General features: G+C 60.7%; 18 protein-coding genes and 1 pseudogene. 11 read left to right on the forward strand and 8 right to left on the reverse strand.

Annotated features, from left to right (window positions below; all coding sequences use genetic code 11):
• Positions 1 to 116 precede the first annotated feature (116 nt).
• From speA to ACWGZX_RS17700, 3 genes are all read left to right on the forward strand, one after another.
• Positions 117 to 2,030, forward strand: a complete 1,914-nt coding sequence (gene speA, locus ACWGZX_RS17690) for an arginine decarboxylase (RefSeq protein WP_452624799.1) — start codon at positions 117 to 119, stop codon at positions 2,028 to 2,030.
• A 233-nt stretch (positions 2,031 to 2,263) separates the two neighbouring features.
• The gene (locus ACWGZX_RS17695; protein WP_452624800.1) at positions 2,264 to 3,586 is read left to right on the forward strand and encodes a contractile injection system protein, VgrG/Pvc8 family; all 1,323 of its coding nucleotides are present in this window, start codon (positions 2,264 to 2,266) and stop codon (positions 3,584 to 3,586) included.
• Complete coding sequence (locus ACWGZX_RS17700) at positions 3,583 to 4,380, forward strand: DUF4123 domain-containing protein (RefSeq protein ID WP_452624801.1); 798 nt, start codon at positions 3,583 to 3,585, stop codon at positions 4,378 to 4,380. Before ACWGZX_RS17695 ends, ACWGZX_RS17700 begins: the two co-directional genes overlap by 4 nt.
• 25 nt (positions 4,381 to 4,405) lie before the next feature.
• Here ACWGZX_RS17700 and ACWGZX_RS17705 read toward each other — a convergent pair whose 3' ends face one another.
• Both ACWGZX_RS17705 and ACWGZX_RS17710 read right to left on the reverse strand, forming a co-directional pair.
• Positions 4,406 to 5,746: an MATE family efflux transporter gene (locus ACWGZX_RS17705; RefSeq protein ID WP_452624802.1), complete on the reverse strand. Its 1,341-nt coding sequence runs from the start codon at positions 5,744 to 5,746 to the stop codon at positions 4,406 to 4,408.
• A gap of 102 nt (positions 5,747 to 5,848) precedes the next feature.
• A complete protein-coding gene (locus ACWGZX_RS17710; protein ID WP_223515230.1) occupies positions 5,849 to 6,142 on the reverse strand; it encodes a hypothetical protein in 294 nt (97 codons plus the stop codon).
• A 179-nt stretch (positions 6,143 to 6,321) separates the two neighbouring features.
• Here ACWGZX_RS17710 and ACWGZX_RS17715 point away from each other — a divergent pair, with 179 nt between their 5' ends.
• From ACWGZX_RS17715 to ACWGZX_RS17730, 4 genes are read left to right on the forward strand one after another with little or no spacing between them, the layout of a single operon-like run.
• A complete protein-coding gene (locus ACWGZX_RS17715) occupies positions 6,322 to 6,624 on the forward strand; it encodes a MazG-like family protein (protein WP_223515233.1) in 303 nt (100 codons plus the stop codon).
• Complete coding sequence (locus ACWGZX_RS17720) at positions 6,624 to 7,373, forward strand: methyltransferase domain-containing protein (RefSeq protein ID WP_223515236.1); 750 nt, start codon at positions 6,624 to 6,626, stop codon at positions 7,371 to 7,373. Before ACWGZX_RS17715 ends, ACWGZX_RS17720 begins: the two co-directional genes overlap by 1 nt.
• A gap of 12 nt (positions 7,374 to 7,385) precedes the next feature.
• Complete coding sequence (locus ACWGZX_RS17725; RefSeq protein ID WP_452624803.1) at positions 7,386 to 8,000, forward strand: DUF4136 domain-containing protein; 615 nt, start codon at positions 7,386 to 7,388, stop codon at positions 7,998 to 8,000.
• 53 nt (positions 8,001 to 8,053) lie between these two features.
• Positions 8,054 to 8,620 carry a DUF4136 domain-containing protein gene (locus ACWGZX_RS17730; RefSeq protein WP_452624804.1) on the forward strand — a complete coding sequence of 189 codons (567 nt, stop codon included), beginning with the start codon at positions 8,054 to 8,056 and terminating at the stop codon, positions 8,618 to 8,620.
• 128 nt (positions 8,621 to 8,748) lie between these two features.
• Here ACWGZX_RS17730 and ACWGZX_RS17735 read toward each other — a convergent pair whose 3' ends face one another.
• Positions 8,749 to 9,603: a MaoC family dehydratase gene (locus ACWGZX_RS17735; RefSeq protein WP_452624805.1), complete on the reverse strand. Its 855-nt coding sequence runs from the start codon at positions 9,601 to 9,603 to the stop codon at positions 8,749 to 8,751.
• Between the two features lie 2 nt (positions 9,604 to 9,605).
• On the reverse strand, positions 9,606 to 10,958 hold the full coding sequence (locus ACWGZX_RS17740; RefSeq protein WP_452624806.1) for a 3-oxoacyl-ACP reductase: 1,353 nt from the start codon (positions 10,956 to 10,958) through the stop codon (positions 9,606 to 9,608).
• A gap of 354 nt (positions 10,959 to 11,312) precedes the next feature.
• On the opposite strand from ACWGZX_RS17740, the gene ACWGZX_RS17745 reads away from it, so the two are divergent.
• Positions 11,313 to 12,590, forward strand: a complete 1,278-nt coding sequence (locus ACWGZX_RS17745) for an acetyl-CoA C-acetyltransferase (RefSeq protein WP_452624807.1) — start codon at positions 11,313 to 11,315, stop codon at positions 12,588 to 12,590.
• Between the two features lie 204 nt (positions 12,591 to 12,794).
• The gene (locus ACWGZX_RS17750) at positions 12,795 to 13,586 is read left to right on the forward strand and encodes an AraC family transcriptional regulator (protein WP_452624808.1); all 792 of its coding nucleotides are present in this window, start codon (positions 12,795 to 12,797) and stop codon (positions 13,584 to 13,586) included.
• Positions 13,587 to 13,714: 128 nt separating this feature from the next.
• Here the strand turns inward: ACWGZX_RS17750 and ACWGZX_RS17755 are convergent, their stop codons facing one another.
• Both ACWGZX_RS17755 and ACWGZX_RS17760 read right to left on the reverse strand, forming a co-directional pair.
• The gene (locus ACWGZX_RS17755) at positions 13,715 to 14,482 is read right to left on the reverse strand and encodes a methyl-accepting chemotaxis protein (protein WP_411741843.1); all 768 of its coding nucleotides are present in this window, start codon (positions 14,480 to 14,482) and stop codon (positions 13,715 to 13,717) included.
• Positions 14,483 to 14,620: 138 nt separating this feature from the next.
• Positions 14,621 to 15,661, reverse strand: a pseudogene (locus tag ACWGZX_RS17760) (cache domain-containing protein); the annotation flags it as partial.
• 445 nt (positions 15,662 to 16,106) lie between these two features.
• On the opposite strand from ACWGZX_RS17760, the gene ACWGZX_RS17765 reads away from it, so the two are divergent.
• On the forward strand, positions 16,107 to 17,000 hold the full coding sequence (locus ACWGZX_RS17765; RefSeq protein ID WP_046032972.1) for a PA4780 family RIO1-like protein kinase: 894 nt from the start codon (positions 16,107 to 16,109) through the stop codon (positions 16,998 to 17,000).
• Between the two features lie 215 nt (positions 17,001 to 17,215).
• On the forward strand, positions 17,216 to 18,433 hold the full coding sequence (locus ACWGZX_RS17770; protein WP_452624809.1) for an MFS transporter: 1,218 nt from the start codon (positions 17,216 to 17,218) through the stop codon (positions 18,431 to 18,433).
• On the opposite strand, the gene cueR is transcribed toward ACWGZX_RS17770, so the two are convergent.
• Both cueR and ACWGZX_RS17780 read right to left on the reverse strand, forming a co-directional pair.
• Positions 18,387 to 18,800 carry a Cu(I)-responsive transcriptional regulator gene (gene cueR, locus ACWGZX_RS17775; RefSeq protein ID WP_452624810.1) on the reverse strand — a complete coding sequence of 138 codons (414 nt, stop codon included), beginning with the start codon at positions 18,798 to 18,800 and terminating at the stop codon, positions 18,387 to 18,389. The genes ACWGZX_RS17770 and cueR overlap by 47 nt on opposite strands.
• Positions 18,797 to 21,190 (reverse strand): heavy metal translocating P-type ATPase, encoded by a 2,394-nt coding sequence (locus tag ACWGZX_RS17780; RefSeq protein WP_452624811.1) that lies wholly within the window; start codon positions 21,188 to 21,190, stop codon positions 18,797 to 18,799. The genes cueR and ACWGZX_RS17780 overlap by 4 nt, the downstream gene beginning before the upstream one ends.
• Positions 21,191 to 21,298: the final 108 nt, after the last annotated feature.

A 21,298-nucleotide genomic window follows, 5' to 3' on the forward strand; every position in this document is an offset into this window, starting at 1 on the left:
AAACCTGAATGTGAGGTCTATCGCCCTTGCATGCAGGCTAATCGTCATTTTCATTCTTTAGACTGCGCCGGCCTGAACCCAGGCGACGCTCTATGACTTCTTTATAGGGGACTTCAATGTCCGTACGACGCACACGCAAAGACGATGGCAGCCAATGGACAGTTGCGGACAGCCGCAGTGTTTACGGGATTCGCCATTGGGGGGCCGGGTATTTCGCGATCAACGACGCCGGTCGCGTCGAAGTTCGTCCGAACGGTCCGACCAGTTCGCCTATTGATCTGTTCGAGCAAGTCGACCAACTGCGCAAAAGCGGTTTGTCCTTGCCATTGCTGGTGCGTTTCCCGGATATCTTGCAAGACCGCGTGCGTCAGCTGACCGGCGCCTTCGATGCGAACATCGAGCGTCTGGAATACCAGAGCAAGTACACCGCGCTGTACCCGATCAAGGTTAACCAGCAAGAAGCGGTGATCGAAAACATCATCGCCACCCAGGACGTTTCCATCGGTCTGGAAGCCGGCTCCAAGCCTGAGCTGCTCGCCGTTCTGGCCTTGGCGCCGAAGGGCGGCACCATCGTCTGCAACGGTTACAAGGACCGCGAGTTCATTCGTCTGGCACTGATGGGCCAGAAGCTGGGTCACAACGTTTTTATCGTGATCGAGAAAGAATCCGAAGTCGGCCTGGTGATCGAAGAAGCGGCGTCGCTGAAGGTCAAGCCTCAAGTCGGCTTGCGCGTGCGTCTGTCGTCCCTGGCCTCGTCCAAGTGGGCGGACACCGGTGGCGAGAAATCCAAATTCGGTCTGTCGGCGGCGCAATTGCTGTCGGTGGTCGAGCGTTTCCGCGCGGCCGGCCTGGATCAGGGCATTCGCCTGCTGCACTTCCATATGGGCTCGCAAATCGCCAACCTGGCGGACTACCAGCACGGCTTCAAGGAAGCGATTCGTTACTACGGCGAACTGCGCAACCTCGGCCTGCCGGTGGATCACATCGATGTTGGCGGCGGTTTGGGCGTGGACTACGACGGTACGCATTCGCGTAACGCCAGTTCGATCAACTACGACATGGACGATTACGCCGGTGTCGTGGTCGGGATGCTCAAAGAGTTCTGCGACGCGCAGAACCTGCCGCACCCGAACATTTTCTCCGAAAGCGGCCGCTCCCTGACTGCTCACCACGCCATGCTGGTGGTGCAAGTTACCGACGTCGAGAAACACAACGACGACGTGCCGCAGATCGACAACAAGGAAGAGCTGCCGGAAACCGTGCAATGGCTGGTTGACCTGCTGGGCCCGACCGATATCGAGATGGTCACCGAAACCTACTGGCGCGCGACGCACTACATGAGCGACGTGGCTTCCCAGTACGCCGATGGCAAGCTGACCCTGGCTCAAAAAGCCCTGGCCGAGCAATGCTACTTCGCCGTGTGCCGTCGCCTGCACAACTCGTTGAAAGCCCGTCAGCGTTCGCACCGTCAGGTGCTCGACGAACTCAACGACAAACTGGCCGACAAGTACATCTGCAACTTCTCGGTGTTCCAGAGCCTGCCGGACACCTGGGCCATCGGCCAGGTCCTGCCGATCCTGCCGCTGCACCGTCTTGACGAAGAGCCGCTGCGCCGCGCCGTGCTGCAAGACCTGACCTGCGACTCCGACGGCAAGATCAAGCAATACGTCGACGAGCAGAGCATCGAAACCAGCCTGCCGGTGCATGCCCTGAACGAGGGTGAAGACTACCTGCTGGGGATCTTTCTGGTGGGCGCCTACCAGGAAATTCTTGGTGACATGCACAACCTGTTCGGTGACACCGACTCGGTGAACATCTACCAGAACGCTGACGGCAGCGTGTACCACGCCGGTATCGAAACCCACGACACCATCGAGGACATGCTGCGCTACGTGCACTTGTCGCCGGAAGAGTTGATGACCCACTACCGCGACAAGTGCGCCAGTGCCCGCATCACCGCTGCCGAGCGCACCCAGTTCCTCGACGCGCTGCGCCTGGGCCTGACCCGTTCGTCTTACCTGTCTTCGTAAGGTAAGGCACTGCTCTCATCAGGTTGTCTGAAAATGTTCCGCACGTTGCGGAAATTTCAGAGGGCCTGGTGAGACGCGTCTTTGTTTTCCAGCGAAATGACTCACATCCACGTCTATCCATGCTACGTGGTCTTCTTTTCGCGTAGGCCGTTTCCTAAGTTGTATTTCGGCACTCTACTCGGCCAACTCTCTCGGAGAGAATCCCCGGCCGCCCCTCCTGTAGAGAATCGCCGATGTTCGATCCAGTCAACGAGCCGTCATTTCGTCTGGATGTAGCGGGTCTGCCCGATCCCTTTGAGGTCTTGGCCTTTACTGGCAGTGAAGCGATCAGCGAACCCTTTGAGTTCAACGTGGATGTGCTGATCGATGATCCGGCGCTGGACTTGGCAAGCCTGTTGTACCGTCCGTCCTTTTTGCATTTCGGGCCAGCGGGGAACGGTATACACGGGCAGTTGCATGAACTCGTCCAGACCGGACATGGCACCACATACAGACTTTGTCGTGTAAGCCTGAGGCCGAAACTCGCGTGCCTGGCGCTGCGGTCCAGCCGGCGAATGTTCAGTGACCGTTCGGTGCCGGACATCCTCGCCCAAGTGCTCAAGGAGCATGGCATTGCGGGCAAGGATCGGCGTTTCGAGTTGACCGGCGATTACCTTCCTCGGGATTTCTGCACGCAGCACCAGGAGTCGGATCTGCAATTTTTCCAGCGACTGTGTGCGCAAGAAAGACTTCATTATCACTTCGAGCACCGCTGGGGCGGTCACTGTCTGGTCATAGGTGATGGGCAGGGGCACGATCGGTGCGGCGCAGAGATGATCTTTGCGTCCGACACCGGGCAACCTGGCGTGCATCAGTTCACGCTCCATGGTCGCGCGCAGGCTGCCGAATGCCATACGAATCTTGCGACGCTGCGCAGTGGCCAGCGCGTTCCGATGACGGGTCATCCGTGTGCCGACTGGAATCGTCTCTGGTTGCTGACCCATGTCGAGCATCAGGGTGAGCAGCTGCCGGAGTTTACGTACGGCAACCAGATCCGCGCGGTGGCCGCCGCGTCGCCTTATGTGCCGGCGGGTTTGGCCACTGCTCCCAGGATGCACAGCCTGCAGCGGGCCTGGGTGGTCGAGGTCGCTGAGCCTCAACCCGAGGCGTCCCGGCCCGTCGCCGTGCAATTTGACTGGCTCTATCAGGGCGAAGGCGCGGCATCCAGCCACTGCTGGTTGTCGATAGCACCTGAATTGCGTGGCACGCTCGACCTGCCTTTGAGTGAAGGAATTGAGGTGCTGGTGAGCTTTGTCGAAGGCGACCCCGATCAACCGCTGATCACCGGGTTTCTTCCCGGCACGCCCGATATCCAGGCGCCAGGCTCGTCCGAGCTTCAACCGGCTGCGGTGGCAAATGACAATGTGTCGGTCGAGGGATTGTTGCGCTTGTTGCACTCCAGCGAGCCGTTGGTGTTGCTGTGCCTGCTGCCCGGCGGGGGCAGTTTTACTCATTGCACGCAAAACCTTTGCATTTGCCGGGCCGCGACGCAGCTTGGCCAGAGCGGTGCGGCATGATTGCCGTCCTTGCTCCCGAAGCAACCTCGCCATGGTTGTTGCTCGATGTACCGGGTGAACCTGGGGCCGGTGCAGCACTGCGGCAACAGTTTGCCCATGCCCGACAGTTCTGGTTATTTGAGAACACCGAATGGCAGCCGCTGAGGGAGCGCGGGCCGGTGTTGGTCGACCTCAACGGATGCCCTGAGCTGGCCGAGCAGTGCCACCGCGAACCCCATCTCTGGAGCGGGCTGTGGCTGGTTAGTGAGGCGTCGCCGTCGCAGTTGCTCGAACATTTGCGTCGCATGCTCACCGTCACTGTTGGCCTGCATCAACGCGCCTTGCTGAGTTACTACAATCCCCACACGGCCAGTTACTTTTTCGATGCGTGCGATGCCCTGGAGTTAAGTCGCTGGCTCGGTCCGATCAGCCAGCTGCGCTGGTTCGGCGGAACCTGGGCTGACCGGGCTATCGGCTGTCAGGGCTGGCAGCAGTTGTTCAATCCGGGGCTTGCGGTCAAACCGCTAGGCATTGAGGAAGACCTCAGTGCGCGTCAGCGTGACGCTTTGCAAACCTGCCTGCTTGAACAACACGCCTGGCGCTGGAGCCAATCCACCGCGAGCGATTACACCCGCATGTGGTCCCATCTGCTGGAGGGATTGGCGCTGGGTTTCAGCGAGCGGCCGGTCCTCGATGGCTGGTTATGGCTACGCTTGCAGTACCCCGGCGCTATGCCCGAGCAGCCTATACCGGGAATCACTCAACAGGAACGTCTCGATAGCCTGCGCAACCAGTGGCAAAACGATCAGTCCTGAACCTGCGCAAGACCCTGACCTCCCATCATCCAGCGAACCAGCCGTCGTTCTTGCGCAAGTACCAGGCGAACGCGCCGAGGGTCAGGCTGCGCAACACCATGAACAGCAAAAACGTGATCCACAACCCATGGTTGCCCAGGCCCTGCAGTGCCCAGGCGAAGGGCAGCAGGAGAACCACGGTCAGCAGCATGCCGTTGCGCATTTCCCGGGCACGAGTGGCGCCGATAAACAGTCCGTCGAGCAGGTAGCTCCACACTGCAATCAGCGGCAACGAAGCGAGGTAGGGCAGGTAGATGAACGCCGTATCGCGCACGCTCTGGATGTCAGTCTGCATTTCGATAAACAGGTGCCCGGCGAACGCAAACAACACGGCGAAACCCAGGCTCGCCAGCAATGACCAGCCGCAGGCGACCACCAGTGAGCGCCGCAACGCCACTCGATCACGCGCGCCGATGGCATGCCCGCACAAGGCTTCCACGGCATGCGCCAAACCGTCCAGAGCGTGTGCCGTCAGCAGCAGGCCGTTAAGCAGGAGCGCGTTAGCGGCAACGGTGGCATCACCGAGTCGCGCGCCCTGCACGGTGATCAGGAAAAACACCGATTGCAGCGCCAGGCTTCGGATGAAAATGTCGCGATTGACCGCCAGCAATGGGCGCCAACTCTGCCACAACGCCAACGCGGCCCAGACGATATGCCCTGGGTAGGCACGCAAGGCTTTGCGCGTCAGCAGCAGGCCAATCAGCGCACCGGTCCATTCGGCAATCACCGACGCCCGGGCCGCACCGACCACGCCCCATTCCAGCCCTAGGACGAACCACAGGTTCAGCGCGATGTTCACCAGATTGGTGCTCAGCAGAATCGCCAGCGGTGCCCGCGCGTTTTGGGTGCCGAGGAACCAGCCGACCAGTGCATAACTGGCCAGCGCCGCCGGCAGCCCGAACAGCCGCGTGTGGAAAAACTCGCGGGTCAGTTGATCCAGTTCGGGCGAAGGTTGCATGAAGTGCAACGCGACGCTGCTCAAGGGAACGCCTGCGGCGCCGAGGACAATCGCCAGGCCCAAGGCCAATAACAAACCTTGCAACAAAATCTGCCGCAACGCCGCGCCATCCCCACGTCCGGCGGCCTGCGCCGCGAAACCGGTGGAGCCCATGCGCAGAAAACCCATGGCCCAGGCCAGGAATGTATACAAACTGGCCCCGACCGCAACGGCGCCCAACTGATGGGCGTGGGGCAGGTGGCCGATGACCGTACTGTCGACCAGCGCCACCAGCGGTACGGAAATGTTCGACAGTATCATTGGCGCTGCCAGCGCCCAGACCCGACGATGGGTCGGGCGGTCACGCCAGTCGGCAATCAGGTTGGACATGCAGGCTCCTTGGCGAAGCCGGCATTGTAGCGGGAGGCGAGCGCATAGCCAGTGTGGGAGCGAGCCGCCCGGAGCCGGCTCGCTCCCACAGGGTTTTAGGTGTTAGTGAATAATCCAGCTTAGCAACCACAGCCCCAGCATCAACCAGATGATCCCCATGATGATCGAAGCATTCATGAATGCCCGAATCGCCGACCACAACAGCATCAAGCCCAGAATCAGCGCGATGATGCTGATGATCGAAGCATCCATCCCCAACGCCATGGACAAGCCTTCGACAAAGTTGCCGCCGGCATTGCTCAGCAGATTGAACAAGCCACTGAGGCCGTCAACGATAAAGCGGATGACTGAACCGAGCGCCTGGCCGAGCCATTCGAAAAAACCTTCTACCTGCATGTCGTTATCGTCCTGATGAAAGTGGTTGAGCCTTGGGCCATTGATCGTATTGGCGAGTTCCCTGTAGGAGCTGCCGCAGGCTGCGATCTTTTTGATTATGGTGCAAAGCACCGCGCTGTACCGAGAAGCTTGCCATCGCCGGCCATCCCCCCGAAGCTATACGCCTTCAGGAGAGCCCGATGAACCTTGTTGAACTGACCGAACGCCTGCACGCCATCCGTGATCGCAATGACTGGCGGCAATTTCACAGCCCGAAAAACCTGGCCATGGCTGCCAGCGTGGAAATGTCCGAACTGGTGGAGATTTTCCAGTGGCTGACCGAAGACCAGTCGCGTCAGTTGCCGGCCGACAAGCTTGCCCACGCGGGGCAGGAAATCGGCGATATCGTGCTCTATTTATTGCTGCTGTGCAGCGAGTTGGGGTTGGACATGAATGAAGTCGTGCGCAGCAAACTCGCGGACAGCGAAAAGAGGTTCAGCTGATGAGCGATCGTCATTTCGATCAACTGGCGACACGCTTCGCCGAAAAAATCTACGGCGGGGCCAAAGGCGCGATCCGGCTGGCGGTGCTTCAGGCCGACCTGGCTGAAACCCTGCCGGACAGGCCGCTGCGCGTACTCGACATCGGCGCCGGTCTGGGCCACATGTCGTTGTGGCTGGCCCAGCGTGGTCATGACGTTACGCTGGCCGAGCCCGCCGAGCCAATGCTCGAAGGCGCCCGCCAACGCTTTGCCGAGGCCGGGCAGAACGCGACATTCATTCAGGCGCCGTGGCAGGAGCTGCTCGGTCAGCTCACCGAACCCTACGACCTGGTGCTGTGCCATGCCGTGCTGGAATGGCTGGCCGAACCGCATGCGATTTTGCCGGTTTTGCATCAACTGACGAAAAAAGACGGTTGGTTATCCCTGGCCTTCTACAACCGCGATGCGCTGATTTACCGCAACCTGCTCAAGGGCCACTTTCGCAAGATGCGCAAGAACGACATGGCCGGCGAGAAGCAGAGCCTGACCCCGCAACAGCCGCTGGATCCGCGCGAGCTGGCGGCGCAACTTGAAGGTCTGTGGCAGGTCGAAACCCAGAGTGGCGTTCGGGTTTTTCACGACTACATGCCTGTGGAATTCCAGGCCCGCGCCGAGCTGGTGGACTTGCTGGAAATGGAGCTGGCGCACCGTCGTCACCCAAGTTTTGCCGGGCTTGGGCGCTATCTGCACTGGATCTGTCGGCCGATCTGAGCGGAGCACTCAATGAAAAGGCGTTCAGGGTTACTGCTGATCTGTCTCGGGCTGGCGGCCTGTGCGGGCAGCAACCCGTACGTGGCATCGTCCAAGCCGATACCGCCGGCGCCACCTGGCGCCGCCACCACCTTCGATCACAGCGCCTACCCGGCGCCACCGCGTGACTACGGACGTTATCGCAGCTGGGCGTGGCTCGGCGGTCATCTGCCGCCGGGCACCACCTGGGCAGACTCGGCGCAGGTGGCCGAAGTGGTCAGCAATGCGCTCGATCAGCGCGGCTTGCGGCCAATGCGCGATAACCGTCCGGCCGACCTGTTTGTCAGTGCCAACCTGCACCTGGAAACCCGCATGCGGCAGGTGCAGGACGACTACGGTTATTACGGCGCCGGCTATGGCGGGTACAACCACTACGGCAGCGGTTACGGCATGTACGGCAGCGTGCCGATCCTGCGCACCTATCAGGAACAAGTCGTGGTGGTGCAGGTGGACATGTTCGATGCGGCCACTGGTCAGCCGGTGTGGAGCGCCAGCGCTGAAACCAGCGATAAGGGCAGCCAGAGCGAGCAAGTCGATGCCATTCGCAAGGCTGTAGAAAAGGCAATGTCGGCGTATCCTCCCAGTTAGCTTCTGTAGATAAGAAGCATTGCGCACGTTTTGCCTGCAACTGGAGAACCATCATGTTCCGCCGTTTCGCTGTACTGGCTGTGGCCGCGCTGCTCAGTGCCTGCGCCGCCAACCAGGTCAATCATGACTTCGATGCCAGCCGCGATTTTGCCGCCTACCGCAGCTGGAGCTGGAAAGAACCCGCCCTGCAATATCGCCCCGATGATCCACGGATCAAGAGTGACCTGACTGAACAACGCATCCGCCAATCCGTTGCCGATCAACTGGATCAGCGAGGCTTGCGTCCGGCTGCCGCCGGCTCCAAGGGCGACTTGAACGTACAAACTTATCTGATCGTCGAAGAGCGCCAGCAACAAGTGACCACCAATTATGGCGGCGGTTGGGGCAACCCCTGGAACGGTTACTGGGGCGCGCCGATGTACAACGAAACCCGAAATGTCAGCTATAAGGTGGCGACCATCCAGATCGACATGCTCGACGGCAAGGACGGCAAACTGGTGTGGCGCGGCAGCGACGAACAGCTGCTCAGCGGCTCGCCGAACCCGACGGATCGTAGCAATGCGATACATGAAACTGTTATGCGCATCCTGGCCAACTACCCACCTAAATTGGCCCACTAACCCCACATTGGCTCGCTCTCACATTTGATTTGCGCATCAACACAAATCCCCTGTGGGAGTGACGGTGCGACGATTCGACCTGCTCGCGATAGCAATCTCAAGCACTCCAAAGATTCCACTGTCAGCCATCAGGCCACCGGCCGCCAATGCCCGACCATGTGCTCAAGATCCCCAGCACCCACCAACTGAAAGTCCCCACTGGATCCTGCCGCGCTCGCCAGCAATGTCACTTCACTGGGCAACCGCACCGGTTTGCGAAACTGCACGGCAATTTCGATGTTCGCCGTGGGCAGGTGATCGGTCAGCGCCGCCAGCGTGCGCGCCTTGTTCCACAACCCATGGGCAATGGCCGTCGGGAAACCGAAGAGTCTGGCGCTGGCGGCGCTCAGGTGAATCGGGTTGTAGTCGCCGGACACTTTGGCGTATTGACGACCAATGTCGGCGGGGGCTTTCCAGCGGGCCACTTCCATCATCTCCAGCGTGGGTGCCGGCGCGTCCTCGACGGGTTCCCCGTCCAGTTTGACGCCCCGGCACAGCATCTGGCTTTGCGCTTCCCAGAGTGTCCCCAATTGATCGTCCAGCGTGGTTACCAGATCGAACGTCGCCCCCTTGGCATGGGGTTGCAGATTCTGCACCTGCACGCTGACGCGTACCCGGTGCACGCCGCCCATGGGCCGCAGAACTCGGATGCGGTTGCTCAGGTGAATCAACCCCAGCAGGGGGAAAGGGAATTCTTTGGCGGTGAGCAATTGCATTTGCAAGGCAAACGCGAGGATGTGCGGATAGGTTGGCGGCAACAATCCGTTGTCGGCAAACCCGCAGACGTTGCGATACGCCGCCAGGCGCTTGGGATCGACATCGACCCAGCAGTGCAAACCCGTGTCGGGCAATGTGGTGCCGGTGATTTTGCGCCGCGTCGCTGCTCGCACGTACAACGCAGGCAGGCTCGGTTCGCGGTTGAGTGTGTGCCAATCGGTGATCATCGCTAGGCCCCCAAGACGCTTTGTCCACAGACCCGCAGCGCTTGCCCGGTAAACGCGCCGGTGCCCGGTTGCGCCAGCCAGGCCACAGCTTCGGCGACGTCTTGCGGCAAGCCGCCCTGGCCGAGTGAACTCATGCGTCGGCCCGCTTCACGCAGGCCGAACGGAATGTGCGCGGTCATCTGCGTTTCAATAAACCCCGGCGCCACTGCGTTGATGCTGATCCCGCGCTGATCCAGCAACGGCGCCCAGGCTTGTGCCAGCCCGATCAGCCCGGCCTTGCTCGCGGCGTAGTTGGTTTGCCCGCGATTGCCGGCGATACCACTGATGGAGGCCAATAAAATCACCCGGCCGTTGTCGTGCAGGGTGCCGCTGTCGAGCAGGGCCTTGGTCAGCACTTGCGGGGCATTGAGGTTGACCGCGAGCACCGCGTCCCAGAATTCAGGGGTCATGTTGGCCAGGGTTTTGTCGCGTGTGATCCCTGCGTTGTGCACCACGATATCGACGCCGTCGGGCAGTTGTTCGACCAACTGTGTGGCGGCGTCTTCGGCGCAAATGTCCAGGGTGATGCTGCGCCCGCCGAGGCGCGCGGCGAGGGCGTCGAGATCGGTTTTGGCCGATGGCACGTCGAGCAGAATCACCTCGGCGCCGTCACGGGCCAGCGTCTCGGCGATCGAGGCGCCGATGCCACGTGCTGCGCCGGTCACCAGCGCCTTGCGTCCTGCCAGTGGCCGCGTCCAGTCCTGAACCGGCGTGGCGCACGCCTTCAACCGAATCACTTGCCCGGACACAAACGCGCTTTTAGGCGAGAGGAAAAACCTTAGCGGTCCTTCCAGTTGATCTTCCGCACCGTCGCCGACATAGATCAACTGCAAGGTGCCACCGCTGCGCAGTTCCTTGGCCAGCGAACGACTGAAACCTTCCAGTGCGCGCTGGGCGCTGGCGGCGAAGGGGTCGCTCAAGATTTCCGGGGCACGGCCCAAAATCACCAGGTGCGCGCTGTGATCGAGGTTTTTCATCAGCGGCTGGAAGAACTCGCGCAGCTGCTTGAGCTGCCCGGTTTGTTCCAGGTTACTGGCATCGAACACCACGGCTTTGAGTTTCGGACCGTGGCCGGGAATCCACGCGGTGGCCAGTGACGGCTCGGTACCGTAGCTGTAAATCGCGTCGGTCAGGCGATTGGCGAAAGCACTGACTTTCTCAGCCAACGGGCCACCGCCAATCAACAGCGCCCCTTCGACAGGCCGCAGCCGGCCTGCCTGCCAGCGCTCCAGACGGACCGGCGACGGCAAACCCAAGGCCCCGACCAGGCGATGGCCGATGGACGAATTGGCGAAGTCGATATAACGGTCAGACATGGAACGTGCTCCGTCAGCTGGGGTTCAAAGTGTGGACCACGATTGGCAATCAGTCGTTCGATCCACGAGATAAGGCCTACGCTTGAACATTGCAGAGTAGTTCGTAGCGAGAATTTCAGGGTGACAGCAGACCAGAATTGGAATGCAAACCCTGAAATGGAATGCAGACCCCTGTGGGAGCGAGCCATGTGGCGAGGGGGCTTGCCCCCGTTGGGTCGCGAAGCGGCCCCAGAATATCTACGACTGCTTCGCAGCCGAACGGGGTGATGCGGCATTCCGACAAGCCCCCTCGCCACATGGCTCGCTCCCACAGGTGATCGGGTTTCAAATTGAATATTTCACAAGGAGCTTTTCATGACTCAGCTGCGCCGCGTCGCGATTATCGGCGGTAACCGTATTCCTTTCGCCCGTTCCAATGGGGCGTATGCCACCGCCAGTAACCAGGCGATGCTCACCGCAGCGCTCGAAGGCTTGATCGAACGCTACAACCTGCACGGCCTGCGAATGGGCGAAGTGGTCGCGGGGGCGGTGCTCAAACTGTCACGGGACATGAACCTGACGCGCGAGTGCGTGCTCGGGTCGCGGCTGTCGCCCGAAACGCCGGCCTATGACATCCAGCAGGCGTGCGGCACCGGGCTGGAAGCGGCGTTGCTGGTGGCGAACAAGATCGCCCTGGGGCAGATCGATTGCGGCATTGCCGGCGGTGTCGATACCACCTCGGATGCGCCGATCAGTGTCAGTGAGGGCCTGCGCAGGATTTTGCTGCAAGCCAATCGCGCCAAGACCACCGGAGACAAACTGAAAACGTTCCTGCAATTGCGGCCCCGACACCTGATCCCGGAATTTCCGCGCAACGGCGAACCCCGCACCGGTTTGTCCATGGGCGAACATTGCGAGCTGATGGCGCAGACCTGGAACATCCCCCGCGAAGCTCAGGATCAACTGGCGCTGGAAAGCCATCGTCATCTGGCCGCGTCCTACGCCGAAGGCTGGCACAACGACCTGATGACGCCATTCCTCGGCCTTACCCGCGACAACAACTTGCGCCCGGACCTGACCCTGGAGCAGCTCGCCAAGCTGAAACCGGCCTTCGAGAAAAGCGCCAAGGGCACGATGACGGCGGGCAACTCCACGCCGCTCACCGACGGTGCGTCGCTGGTGTTGCTGGGCAGTGAAGAGTGGGCCAAGGAGCGTGGCCTGCCGATCCTCGCGTACCTGCGTGACGGCGAAGCGGCAGCGGTGGATTTCGTCAACGGAGCCGAAGGCCTGTTGATGGCACCGGTGTACGCGGTGCCGCGATTGCTGGCGCGCAATGGCCTGACCTTGCAGGACTTCGACTACTACGAAATCCACGAAGCCTTCGCCGCGCAAGTGCTCTGCACGTTGAAGGCCTGGGAAGATCCTGACTATTGCAAAACCCGCCTCGGGCTTGATGCGCCGCTGGGCTCCATTGACCGCAGCCGTCTTAACGTCAAAGGCAGTTCACTGGCGGCCGGGCATCCGTTTGCGGCGACTGGCGGACGTATTGTCGCCAACCTGGCGAAGTTGCTGGACGCGGCGGGCAAGGGCCGAGGTTTGATCTCGATCTGCGCGGCCGGCGGTCAAGGCGTCACCGCAATTATCGAGCGCTGAAGAAACACCTGAGTAAACCCGGAACCTGTAGGAGCGGGCTTGCCGGCGAAAGCGGTGTGTCAGTCACCAAAATGTTGGCTGAAACACCGCTATCGCGAGCAGGCTCGCTCCCACAGGGATTAGCTGCATCAAATAGATTTGTATGGAGTCGTGACTTAGCCTAACGTCGATCTCATCAGTCACCTTGCGACATAAGGCTAGTTAATGTCGACTAACGGACACCTTTCTCTCGAGCGGATCATTCCGACGTTGTCAGTGTTACCGCGTCCGCTATTCGCCCGGGTAGAAAGCCTGAACGCCGGCTCCTGGACACCGCGGCACCGCCACGATTGGGTACAGTTTTCCTACGCCATCAGCGGCGTCCTCGGCGTGCACACTGCCGAGGGCAGTTTCTTTGCGCCGCCGCAGTGGGGCATCTGGATTCCGGCGGATCTGGAGCATCAGGTCGTGACCTCGATGCGCGCCGAAATGCGCAGCCTGTATGTGCGTCGCGAAGATTGTGAGTGGGCGGACGGGCGCTGCCGGGTACTGGAAGTCACACCGCTGGCGCGGGAGCTGATCAAGAGTTTTTGCTTGCTGCCAGTGGAATATCCGCAGGGCGACAGCCAGGAAGCGCGGTTGGTGAGTGTGTTGCTGGATCAGTTGGCGAACTTGCCCGAGGTGGGGTTTTCCCTGCCGTTGCCACGGCATGAGCGGCTGCTGGGATTGTGCAACGAGTTGATTGAAAGACCAGAGCAAAACGTGACGCTGCAGGCCTGGGCGGAACAGTTGGGCACCTCGGAAAAAACCCTGATGCGCCTGTTTCAGCGCGAGACCGGGTTGAGCTTTCGCGGTTGGCGACAGCGGATGCGGTTGTTGTCTTCGTTGAGTTTGCTGGAGGAGGGCGCCAGCGTAACCAATGCTGCGCTGGCGTGTGGCTATGACTCGACGTCGGCGTTTATTGCTGCGTTCAAAAGCCTGTTCGGGTTTACCCCCGGCGAACTCTTCAAGCAATAACACCACCTGACCCTTGTGGGAGCGAGCCTGCTCGCGAAGAGGCCGTCACATTCAATATCTATGTTGAATGTAAGTCCGCTTTCGCGAGCAGGCTCGCTCCCACAGGGGATCTGTGATGTTCTTGGGGATCAGGTTCTAAAGCGTCGAACCAACCCGTCCAGCTCGCTCGAAAGCCCGGCCAGGCTTTGTGAATCCAGGCGCGCCGAGTTGGCCAGTTCCGCGACCAATTGCGCATCTCCATGGATCTGGCTGATGTGCCGGTTGATGTCTTCGGCCACGGAATGCTGTTCTTCTGCCGCCGTCGCAATTTGCGTGTTCATATCGCGGATCACGTCCACCGACTCGCGAATCAGCCCAAAGCTGTTGCGTGCTTCGCCGATTCGGCTCACCGACTGCTGCGACACTTCCAGGCTCGCATGCATCTGTTGAGTCACTTGGCTGGTGCGCTTGGCAAGGTTGCCGAGCAGACCGTCGATCTCCGCCGTGGAGTCAGCCGTGCGTTTGGCCAGCGCCCGCACTTCGTCGGCCACGACCGCAAACCCGCGCCCTTGCTCACCGGCCCGTGCCGCTTCAATGGCCGCGTTCAGCGCCAGCAGGTTGGTCTGCTCGGCGATCGAGCGAATGGTTCCCAGAATCGACTGGATGTCGTTGCTGTCGCGCTCGAGTTGCTGCATCGATTGCGCCGACTGTTCGATTTCCTGGCTCAAGCGATCAACGCTGCTCACCGCTGCATCAATCTGCTGTTGACCTTCGCGAGCCTGACGCTGGCCGTTGTCGGCAGAGTCCGCCGCCTGGCTGCAAGAACGCGCGACTTCGTTGGCGGTGGCGACCATTTCGTGGAACGCCGTGGACACCATGTCCACCGCTTCACGCTGGCGCCCTGCGGCTTCGGCCATATCGCTGGAGACCTGGGTCGAGCTCTTGGAGGTGGCGAGGATGTTGGTCGCAGCGCCTCCGATGCTTTGAATCAGGTTGCGAATCGCCGTCAAGAACTGGTTGAACCAACTGGCCAATTGCGCGGTTTCGTCGCTGCCACGGATTTCCAGGTTCTTGGTCAGGTCGCCTTCGCCTTGAGCGATGCCTTCCAGACCGCTGGCCACGCTGCGGATCGGGCGCACGATGACGCTGGCGAAACTCGCGCCGAGGATGGCGAAGAACACGGCCAGCACGGCCGCGATGATTGCGATCAGCCAAGTCAGCTGGGTGGCCGAGCTCATCACGTCGTTTTGCTTGATCAGGCCGATGAAGGTCCAGCCCAGTTGCTCCGACGGCCAGACGTTGGCCATGTAGATTTCGCCGTTCAGCTCGACTTCCACCAGGCCTTTGCCAGCCTTGGCCAGTTGCGCGTAACCCTCGCCGAGGCTGCTCAGTGGCTTGAAGTTGTGCTCCGGCTGTTTCGGGTCCACCAGAACCGTGCCGGTGTTTTCCAGCAGCATCAGGTAGCCGGTTTCACCAAGCTTGATCTGTTTGACGATTTCGGTGAGCCCCTTGAGCGTCACGTCGATGCTGACCACGCCGCCATTGCTGCCCAACTGGTTGTCGATGGTGCGCACGGTACTGACGTAGGTCGCGTCGTCCTGTGCCCAGTAATAGGCCTCGGTGCGGAACGGCTTGCCCGGTTTGGCTTGGGCCGCTTTGTACCAAGGGCGCTGGCGCGGGTCGTAATTGTTCAGCTTCGCATCGTCCGGCCAGGACACATAACCGCCAGCCGCAGTGCCGAGAATGGCATAGGCGTACGAGGGGTGGCTTTTGCCCAGGTCCTGGAGGAGGTTGAAGACTTTTTTATCCATCTCGCTTTGCGGAATGCTCTCGGCGTTGGCGCTCATGTAGGTCTTGAGGCTGTCGTCGGAGTTCTTGATCAGGGGCTGGTTGGCCAGGTAGTCGACGTTTTGGCTGATGCCGTCGAAAAACAGTTGCATGGCGTTGCTGACCTGGCGAATTTCGCGGCCGCTGCCGTCGACGAAACTCTCCTTGGCGTCACTGCGCAAATTCAGCACAACGAGGGTGGCGACCAGCACCACGGGCAAGCAGGCGATGATTGCAAACGCCCAGGTCAACTTCTGTTTGATGTTCATCCACGCTCCAGATTTTCTTGTAGGCCCACGCAGTGCTGATGACTCGCGGAATATTGGCAGCTGAAAACGTTGTTCTTTATCTCGGGTCCGTGAGTGCGCCGTCGTTTGCTGTAGGAAAGTTTGTCGGACAATTGCCTTTGTCTTTGAGGACTTCGGCCGCTGGAGGGGGAAATTGAGCCGGGATTGGAAAAATCCTACTGAACGGTATGAATAAAGATTTCAGTTTCTGTCGTAAATGCCCTCAGAACCTTTCGCCTACGGGTGTCGTTGCCTCAGCTATGATCTCGGACGGTCATTGACGACCGGCGGCGGATGAGTGATTAATCCGGCACATTGCGTGCTTCACGACGTTCATAGGTCGGCAACCCCTCCCCCGAACGACTGGATTGCCGTATAACGAATGACTTTCGCGTGTTTGGTAATAAAGGACCCACAATAAAAGCTGATGAAGACTCCAAAACGCATTGAACCCCTGATCGAGGACGGTCTGGTTGACGAGGTGCTGCGCCCACTCATGAGTGGTAAAGAAGCAGCTGTTTATGTGGTGCGCTGCGGCAACGAGTTACGTTGCGCGAAGGTTTACAAGGAGGCGAATAAACGCAGTTTCCGTCAGGCGGCCGAGTATCAGGAAGGCCGCAAGGTGCGCAACAGCCGACAGGCTCGTGCGATGGCCAAGGGCTCCAAGTTCGGCAAGAAAGAAACCGAAGACGCGTGGCAGAACGCCGAAGTGGCGGCTTTGTTCCGTCTGGCCGGTGCCGGTGTCCGGGTGCCCAAGCCGTATGACTTCCTCGAAGGCGTACTGCTCATGGAACTGGTGGCCGATGAATACGGCGATGCCGCGCCGCGTCTGAACGACGTGGTGCTGGAGCCGGACCAGGCGCGCGAATATCACGCGTTCCTGATCTCGCAGATCGTGCTGATGTTGTGTACCGGTCTGGTGCACGGTGACCTGTCGGAGTTCAATGTGCTGTTGACCCCGGACGGCCCGGTCATCATCGACTTGCCTCAGGCGGTGGATGCGGCGGGTAACAACCACGCGTTCAACATGCTGGAGCGCGACGTGGGCAACATGGCGTCTTACTTCGGGCGGTTTGCGCCGGAGTTGAAAAAGACCAAATACGCCAAGGAAATGTGGGCGTTGTACGAAGCCGGCACCTTGCACCCGGCCAGTGTCTTGACCGGGGAATTCGACGAGCCGGAAGAGTTGGCCGACGTCGGCGGGATCATGCGCGAAATCGAGGCTGCGCGGCTGGACGAAGAGCGTAAGCAAGCGATCCGCGCTGCTGACGACGCGCCACCGAGCAAAGCCGAAGAGCCGCCTCCGCCCTGGATGCAGTGATCAGCTAAACAAAAACCCGGCTTCGGCCGGGTTTTTTGTAGAGGCTTTTATTTGGAACCGCGGCGTCTGCATCGCGGGCAAGCCACGCTCCCACAGGTTATGTGCAGGCCACAGATCTATGGTCGACACCTGACCTGTGGGAGCGTGGCTTGCCCGCGATGGCGTCAGACCAGACAATCCAAAACAACCATACCCTCCACACTCAAGGATTGAATGTGAATACCTCCACCCGCAACGCCCGACTGATCATCGCCGCCCGTCTGATTTCTGACTTTGGCGCTTTCCTCAACATGGTCGCCCTGGCCACATACGTTTATCTGCTCAGCAACAGTGCCATGAGTGTCGGCATCTTTCTCGCCAGTCGCGTCGGCGGAGGGATTTTCGCCAGTCTGATCGGCACCACGTTCTACCGCCGCTGGGTCGGACGTATGCCGCTGATCGTCTTCGACCTGTTGCGAGCAGGATTGCTCGGCTTGCTGCTGGTGCTGCCGGTTGATCAACAGGCGCTGCTGCTCCCCGTCATCGCGTTCGGTCTGGGCTTCGGTAACTCGATGTTTGCCATCGGCCTGAACAGTCAGCTGCCGCACTTGATCGATGGCGAACACCTGCTCAAGACCAATGCCTGGATCACCTCTGCTTCATCGGCCGCGATGGTCGGTGGCAGTCTGGTTGCCGGAGTGCTGGTGGCAGCGTTTGGGTTTGAAACGGTGTTTGCATTGAACGTGGTGACGTACCTGCTGGCCGCGTTGTTCATCCTGCCGTTGCGCTTTTCCATCCCCGCAACCTGTGATCAATCCATTCGCGAGCGGGGCGAATGGTCGGCCCTGCGACAAGGATTGCGCAGCGCACCGGTGGTGGCCGCGATGCTCACCGTTACCATGGCCGACACCCTTGGCAGTGCCGCGCACAACGTGGGTTTGCCAATAGTTTCCACGCTACTGACCCCCGAGTCGGCCGGCACCACGCTGGGCCTGATGCTGGCGGTCTGGGCTAGCGGAAAATTGATCGGTGCGCGAATCGCCAGTCGCCTGAAAGGCTCGGACAACGTCAATCTGGAGCGGCGATTTTTCTTCGGGGTGCTGCTGATGTCCTGCGGCTTCATCCTGATGTTTCAGCAGCAGACCCTTTACGGATTGCTGCTGTTCTCGTTGCCGGCCGGGTTGGGCGACGGTTTCTCGGAAGTCGGCCTGATGTCCCGTCTGCAACGCGAGCCGGACAACCTGCGTCTGCCCATTTTCAGCCTTCTGACCCTGCTGCAAATGACCGGCTTCGGCGTCGGCATGTTAATCGCCGCGCCGTTTTATTCGTGGTGGACGCCGGGTGCGGTGGTGTTGCTGTTCCACGGCATTCCCCTCACCACATTGCTGGTGGTGAAGGGCTTGACGATCAGGCGCGAACAGGTTCGGTGCAGCAACCCGACGCCAGGTTCTTGAGGATCGGGCATTCGGGGCGATGGTCGCCCTGGCAGTGCTCGACCAGGTCTTGCAGGGTGTCGCGCAGTTGGCCGAGTTCGCGGATCTTCTGGTTCAGTTCGTCGATGTGCTGACGGGCCAGGGCCTTCACATCAGCGCTGGCGCGTTGGCGGTCCTGCCAGAGGGTCAGCAGTTTGCCGACCTCTTCCAGTGAAAACCCCAGGTCCCGGGAACGCTTGATGAAGGCCAGTGTATGCAGGTCATCGTCGCCATAAACGCGGTAGCCGCTGTCGGTGCGATGGGCAGCCTTGAGCAGGCCGATGGACTCGTAGTAACGGATCATCTTCGCGCTCAGGCCGCTGTGGCGGGCTGCTTGACCGATGTTCATCGGTTGTCCTCCAGGTCCTTGGGCTTCCAGGTTTTCAACAGTAACGCATTGCTCACCACACTGACGCTCGATAACGCCATGGCCGCACCGGCCAGCACCGGGTTGAGGAAGCCGAACGCCGCCAACGGAATGCCAATCAGGTTATAGACGAAGGCCCAGAACAGGTTTTGCCGGATCTTCGCATACGTCTTGCGGCTGATCTCCAGCGCCGCCGGTACCAGCCGTGGATCGCCGCGCATCAGGGTGATCCCGGCCGCGTGCATGGCCACGTCGGTGCCGCCGCCCATGGCGATGCCGATGTCCGCCGCAGCCAGGGCCGGGGCGTCGTTGATGCCGTCGCCGACCATCGCCACCACACCGATCGTTTTCAGGTCGGCAACGGTGGCGGCTTTGTCGGCGGGCAGCACTTCGGCATGCACATCGGTGATGCCCAGCGCCTCGGCGACGACTTTGGCACTGCCACGGTTGTCACCGGTCAGCAGGTGGCTGCTGATGTTCCGCGCGCTAAGCTGTTGCACGGCTTGCAGGGCGCCGGGCTTGAGGGTGTCGCCAAAGGCGAAGAGGCCGAGCACTTTCGATTCCGGGCTTTGCTCGATCAGCCAGGACAGGGTTCGGCCCTCGGTTTCCCAGGCTGTTGCCGAGTCATCCAAGGAACCTGCGTTTAAACCACTTTCTTCCAATAGACGACGATTACCCAATGCCAGTCGACGACCATCGAGCGTGCCGGCAATGCCACGCCCTGTCAGCGATTGACTGTCGCTGACATCGACCACGGTCAATCCACGCTCGGTGCAAGCGTCCAGCACTGCCTTGGCCAGCGGATGTTCGCTACCCCGTTGCAGCGCGCCGGCGATTTGCAGCAGGGCGGCTTCGTCACCGTTAATGGCCGTCAAATGAGCAATGCGCGGTGTGCCCGACGTCAGCGTGCCAGTCTTGTCGAACACCACTGCACTGACTTCATGGGCGCGTTCCAGCGCTTCGGCATCCTTGATCAGAATCCCGTAACGTGCCGCCACGCCGGTCCCGGCCATGATGGCTGTCGGAGTCGCCAGCCCCAAGGCGCACGGGCAGGCAATCACCAACACCGCGACGGCATTGATCAAGGCTGTTTCAATCGGCACGCCGTACAGCCACCAACCGATGAACGTCACCAGTGCGATCAACAGGACAGTGGGCACGAAGACCAGGCTGACTTTATCCACCAGTTTCTGGATCGGTGCTTTGGCAGCCTGGGCATCTTCGACCAGACGAATGATTCGTGCCAACACGGTTTCCGCGCCCAAGGCCTGGGTGCGAACCAGCAATCGGCCTTCACCGTTGATCGCGCCCCCGGTGACCTTGTCCCCCGGTTGCTTGGGCACCGGCAGGCTTTCACCGCTGATCAGCGCTTCGTCGGCGTGGCTCTGGCCTTCGACCACTTCGCCGTCCACCGGAAAGCGTTCGCCCGGTTTGACCATGACCAGGTCATTGAGGCGCAAGGCACTGATGGCGACGTCTTGTTCGCGACCATCGATCACCTGAATCGCCCGCTCCGGACGCAGGGCTTCCAGGGCTCGAATGGCACTGGCGGTCTGGCGTTTAGCGCGGCTTTCCAGGTACTTGCCCAGCAGCACCAACGCAATCACCACCGCCGAGGCTTCGAAATACAGGTGCGGCATGCGCCCGGCGGCGGTAGCCCATTCGTAAACACTCAGGCCGTAACCGGCGCTGGTGCCCAGGGCGACCAGCAAATCCATGTTTCCGGCCCCGGCGCGCACGGCTTTCCAGGCGGCGACATAAAAGCGCGCACCGAAGATGAATTGCACCGGCGTTGCCAACAAAAATTGCATCCAGGCAGGAAGCATCCAGTGCACGCCGAACGGTTGCAGCAGCATCGGCAGCACTAGCGGCAAAGCGAGAATGATGGCCATGATCAACGCCCAGCGCTCACGGTGCAGGCGCTGTTGTTGAGTGTCGGTTAGCGGGTGTTCGACTTCCCAGACGCTGGCGGAGTAACCCGCTTTGGTCACGGCAGCGATCAAGCTTTGCGGATCGATGTGGCCGAGCAGTTCGAGGTGGGCGCGTTCGTTGGCCAGGTTGACGCTGACGCTCTTGACCCCCGGCACCTTGGCCAGCGCACGCTCGACCCGGCCGACGCACGAAGCGCAGGTCATGCCGTCGATGCTCAGTTCCAGATTGTGCCGGGGCACGCTGTAACCGGCCTGCTCAACAGCGTCCATCAACGCGGGCAAGCTGTCGCTGGGCGCTTGGACGCGGGCCTGTTCGGTGGCCAGGTTGACGCTGACGGCTGAGGCGCCGATGACTTTGCTCAAGGCTCGTTCGACACGCCCGGCGCAACTGGCGCAGGTCATGCCGGCAATCGGCAGATCGAACGTGGTGGATTCGGACATCGGTCGCACTCCCTGTAGTAGATGCCTACAGGATCAACCTTGCCATGCGGGCAAGGTCAAGCGCCATTATTTATGCCACCGCAATCCCTACTGTGGGAGCGAGCCTGC

It is taken from the genome of Pseudomonas sp. CLCA07 (assembly GCF_053615335.1).

Coding starts and splice junctions, on each gene's coding strand:
- ACWGZX_RS17695 (WP_452624800.1), top strand. CDS start 2,264: ATGTTCGATCCAGTCAACGAGCCGTCATTTCGTCTGGATGTAGCGGGT.
- ACWGZX_RS17725 (WP_452624803.1), top strand. CDS start 7,386: ATGAAAAGGCGTTCAGGGTTACTGCTGATCTGTCTCGGGCTGGCGGCC.
- ACWGZX_RS17740 (WP_452624806.1), bottom strand. CDS start 10,958: ATGTCTGACCGTTATATCGACTTCGCCAATTCGTCCATCGGCCATCGC.
- cueR (WP_452624810.1), bottom strand. CDS start 18,800: ATGAACATCGGTCAAGCAGCCCGCCACAGCGGCCTGAGCGCGAAGATG.
- ACWGZX_RS17780 (WP_452624811.1), bottom strand. CDS start 21,190: ATGTCCGAATCCACCACGTTCGATCTGCCGATTGCCGGCATGACCTGC.
- ACWGZX_RS17745 (WP_452624807.1), top strand. CDS start 11,313: ATGACTCAGCTGCGCCGCGTCGCGATTATCGGCGGTAACCGTATTCCT.
- ACWGZX_RS17710 (WP_223515230.1), bottom strand. CDS start 6,142: ATGCAGGTAGAAGGTTTTTTCGAATGGCTCGGCCAGGCGCTCGGTTCA.
- ACWGZX_RS17750 (WP_452624808.1), top strand. CDS start 12,795: ATGTCGACTAACGGACACCTTTCTCTCGAGCGGATCATTCCGACGTTG.
- ACWGZX_RS17755 (WP_411741843.1), bottom strand. CDS start 14,482: ATGGCCGAAGCCGCAGGGCGCCAGCGTGAAGCGGTGGACATGGTGTCC.
- speA (WP_452624799.1), top strand. CDS start 117: ATGTCCGTACGACGCACACGCAAAGACGATGGCAGCCAATGGACAGTT.
- ACWGZX_RS17700 (WP_452624801.1), top strand. CDS start 3,583: ATGATTGCCGTCCTTGCTCCCGAAGCAACCTCGCCATGGTTGTTGCTC.
- ACWGZX_RS17730 (WP_452624804.1), top strand. CDS start 8,054: ATGTTCCGCCGTTTCGCTGTACTGGCTGTGGCCGCGCTGCTCAGTGCC.
- ACWGZX_RS17720 (WP_223515236.1), top strand. CDS start 6,624: ATGAGCGATCGTCATTTCGATCAACTGGCGACACGCTTCGCCGAAAAA.
- ACWGZX_RS17705 (WP_452624802.1), bottom strand. CDS start 5,746: ATGTCCAACCTGATTGCCGACTGGCGTGACCGCCCGACCCATCGTCGG.
- ACWGZX_RS17735 (WP_452624805.1), bottom strand. CDS start 9,603: ATGATCACCGATTGGCACACACTCAACCGCGAACCGAGCCTGCCTGCG.
- ACWGZX_RS17765 (WP_046032972.1), top strand. CDS start 16,107: ATGAAGACTCCAAAACGCATTGAACCCCTGATCGAGGACGGTCTGGTT.
- ACWGZX_RS17715 (WP_223515233.1), top strand. CDS start 6,322: ATGAACCTTGTTGAACTGACCGAACGCCTGCACGCCATCCGTGATCGC.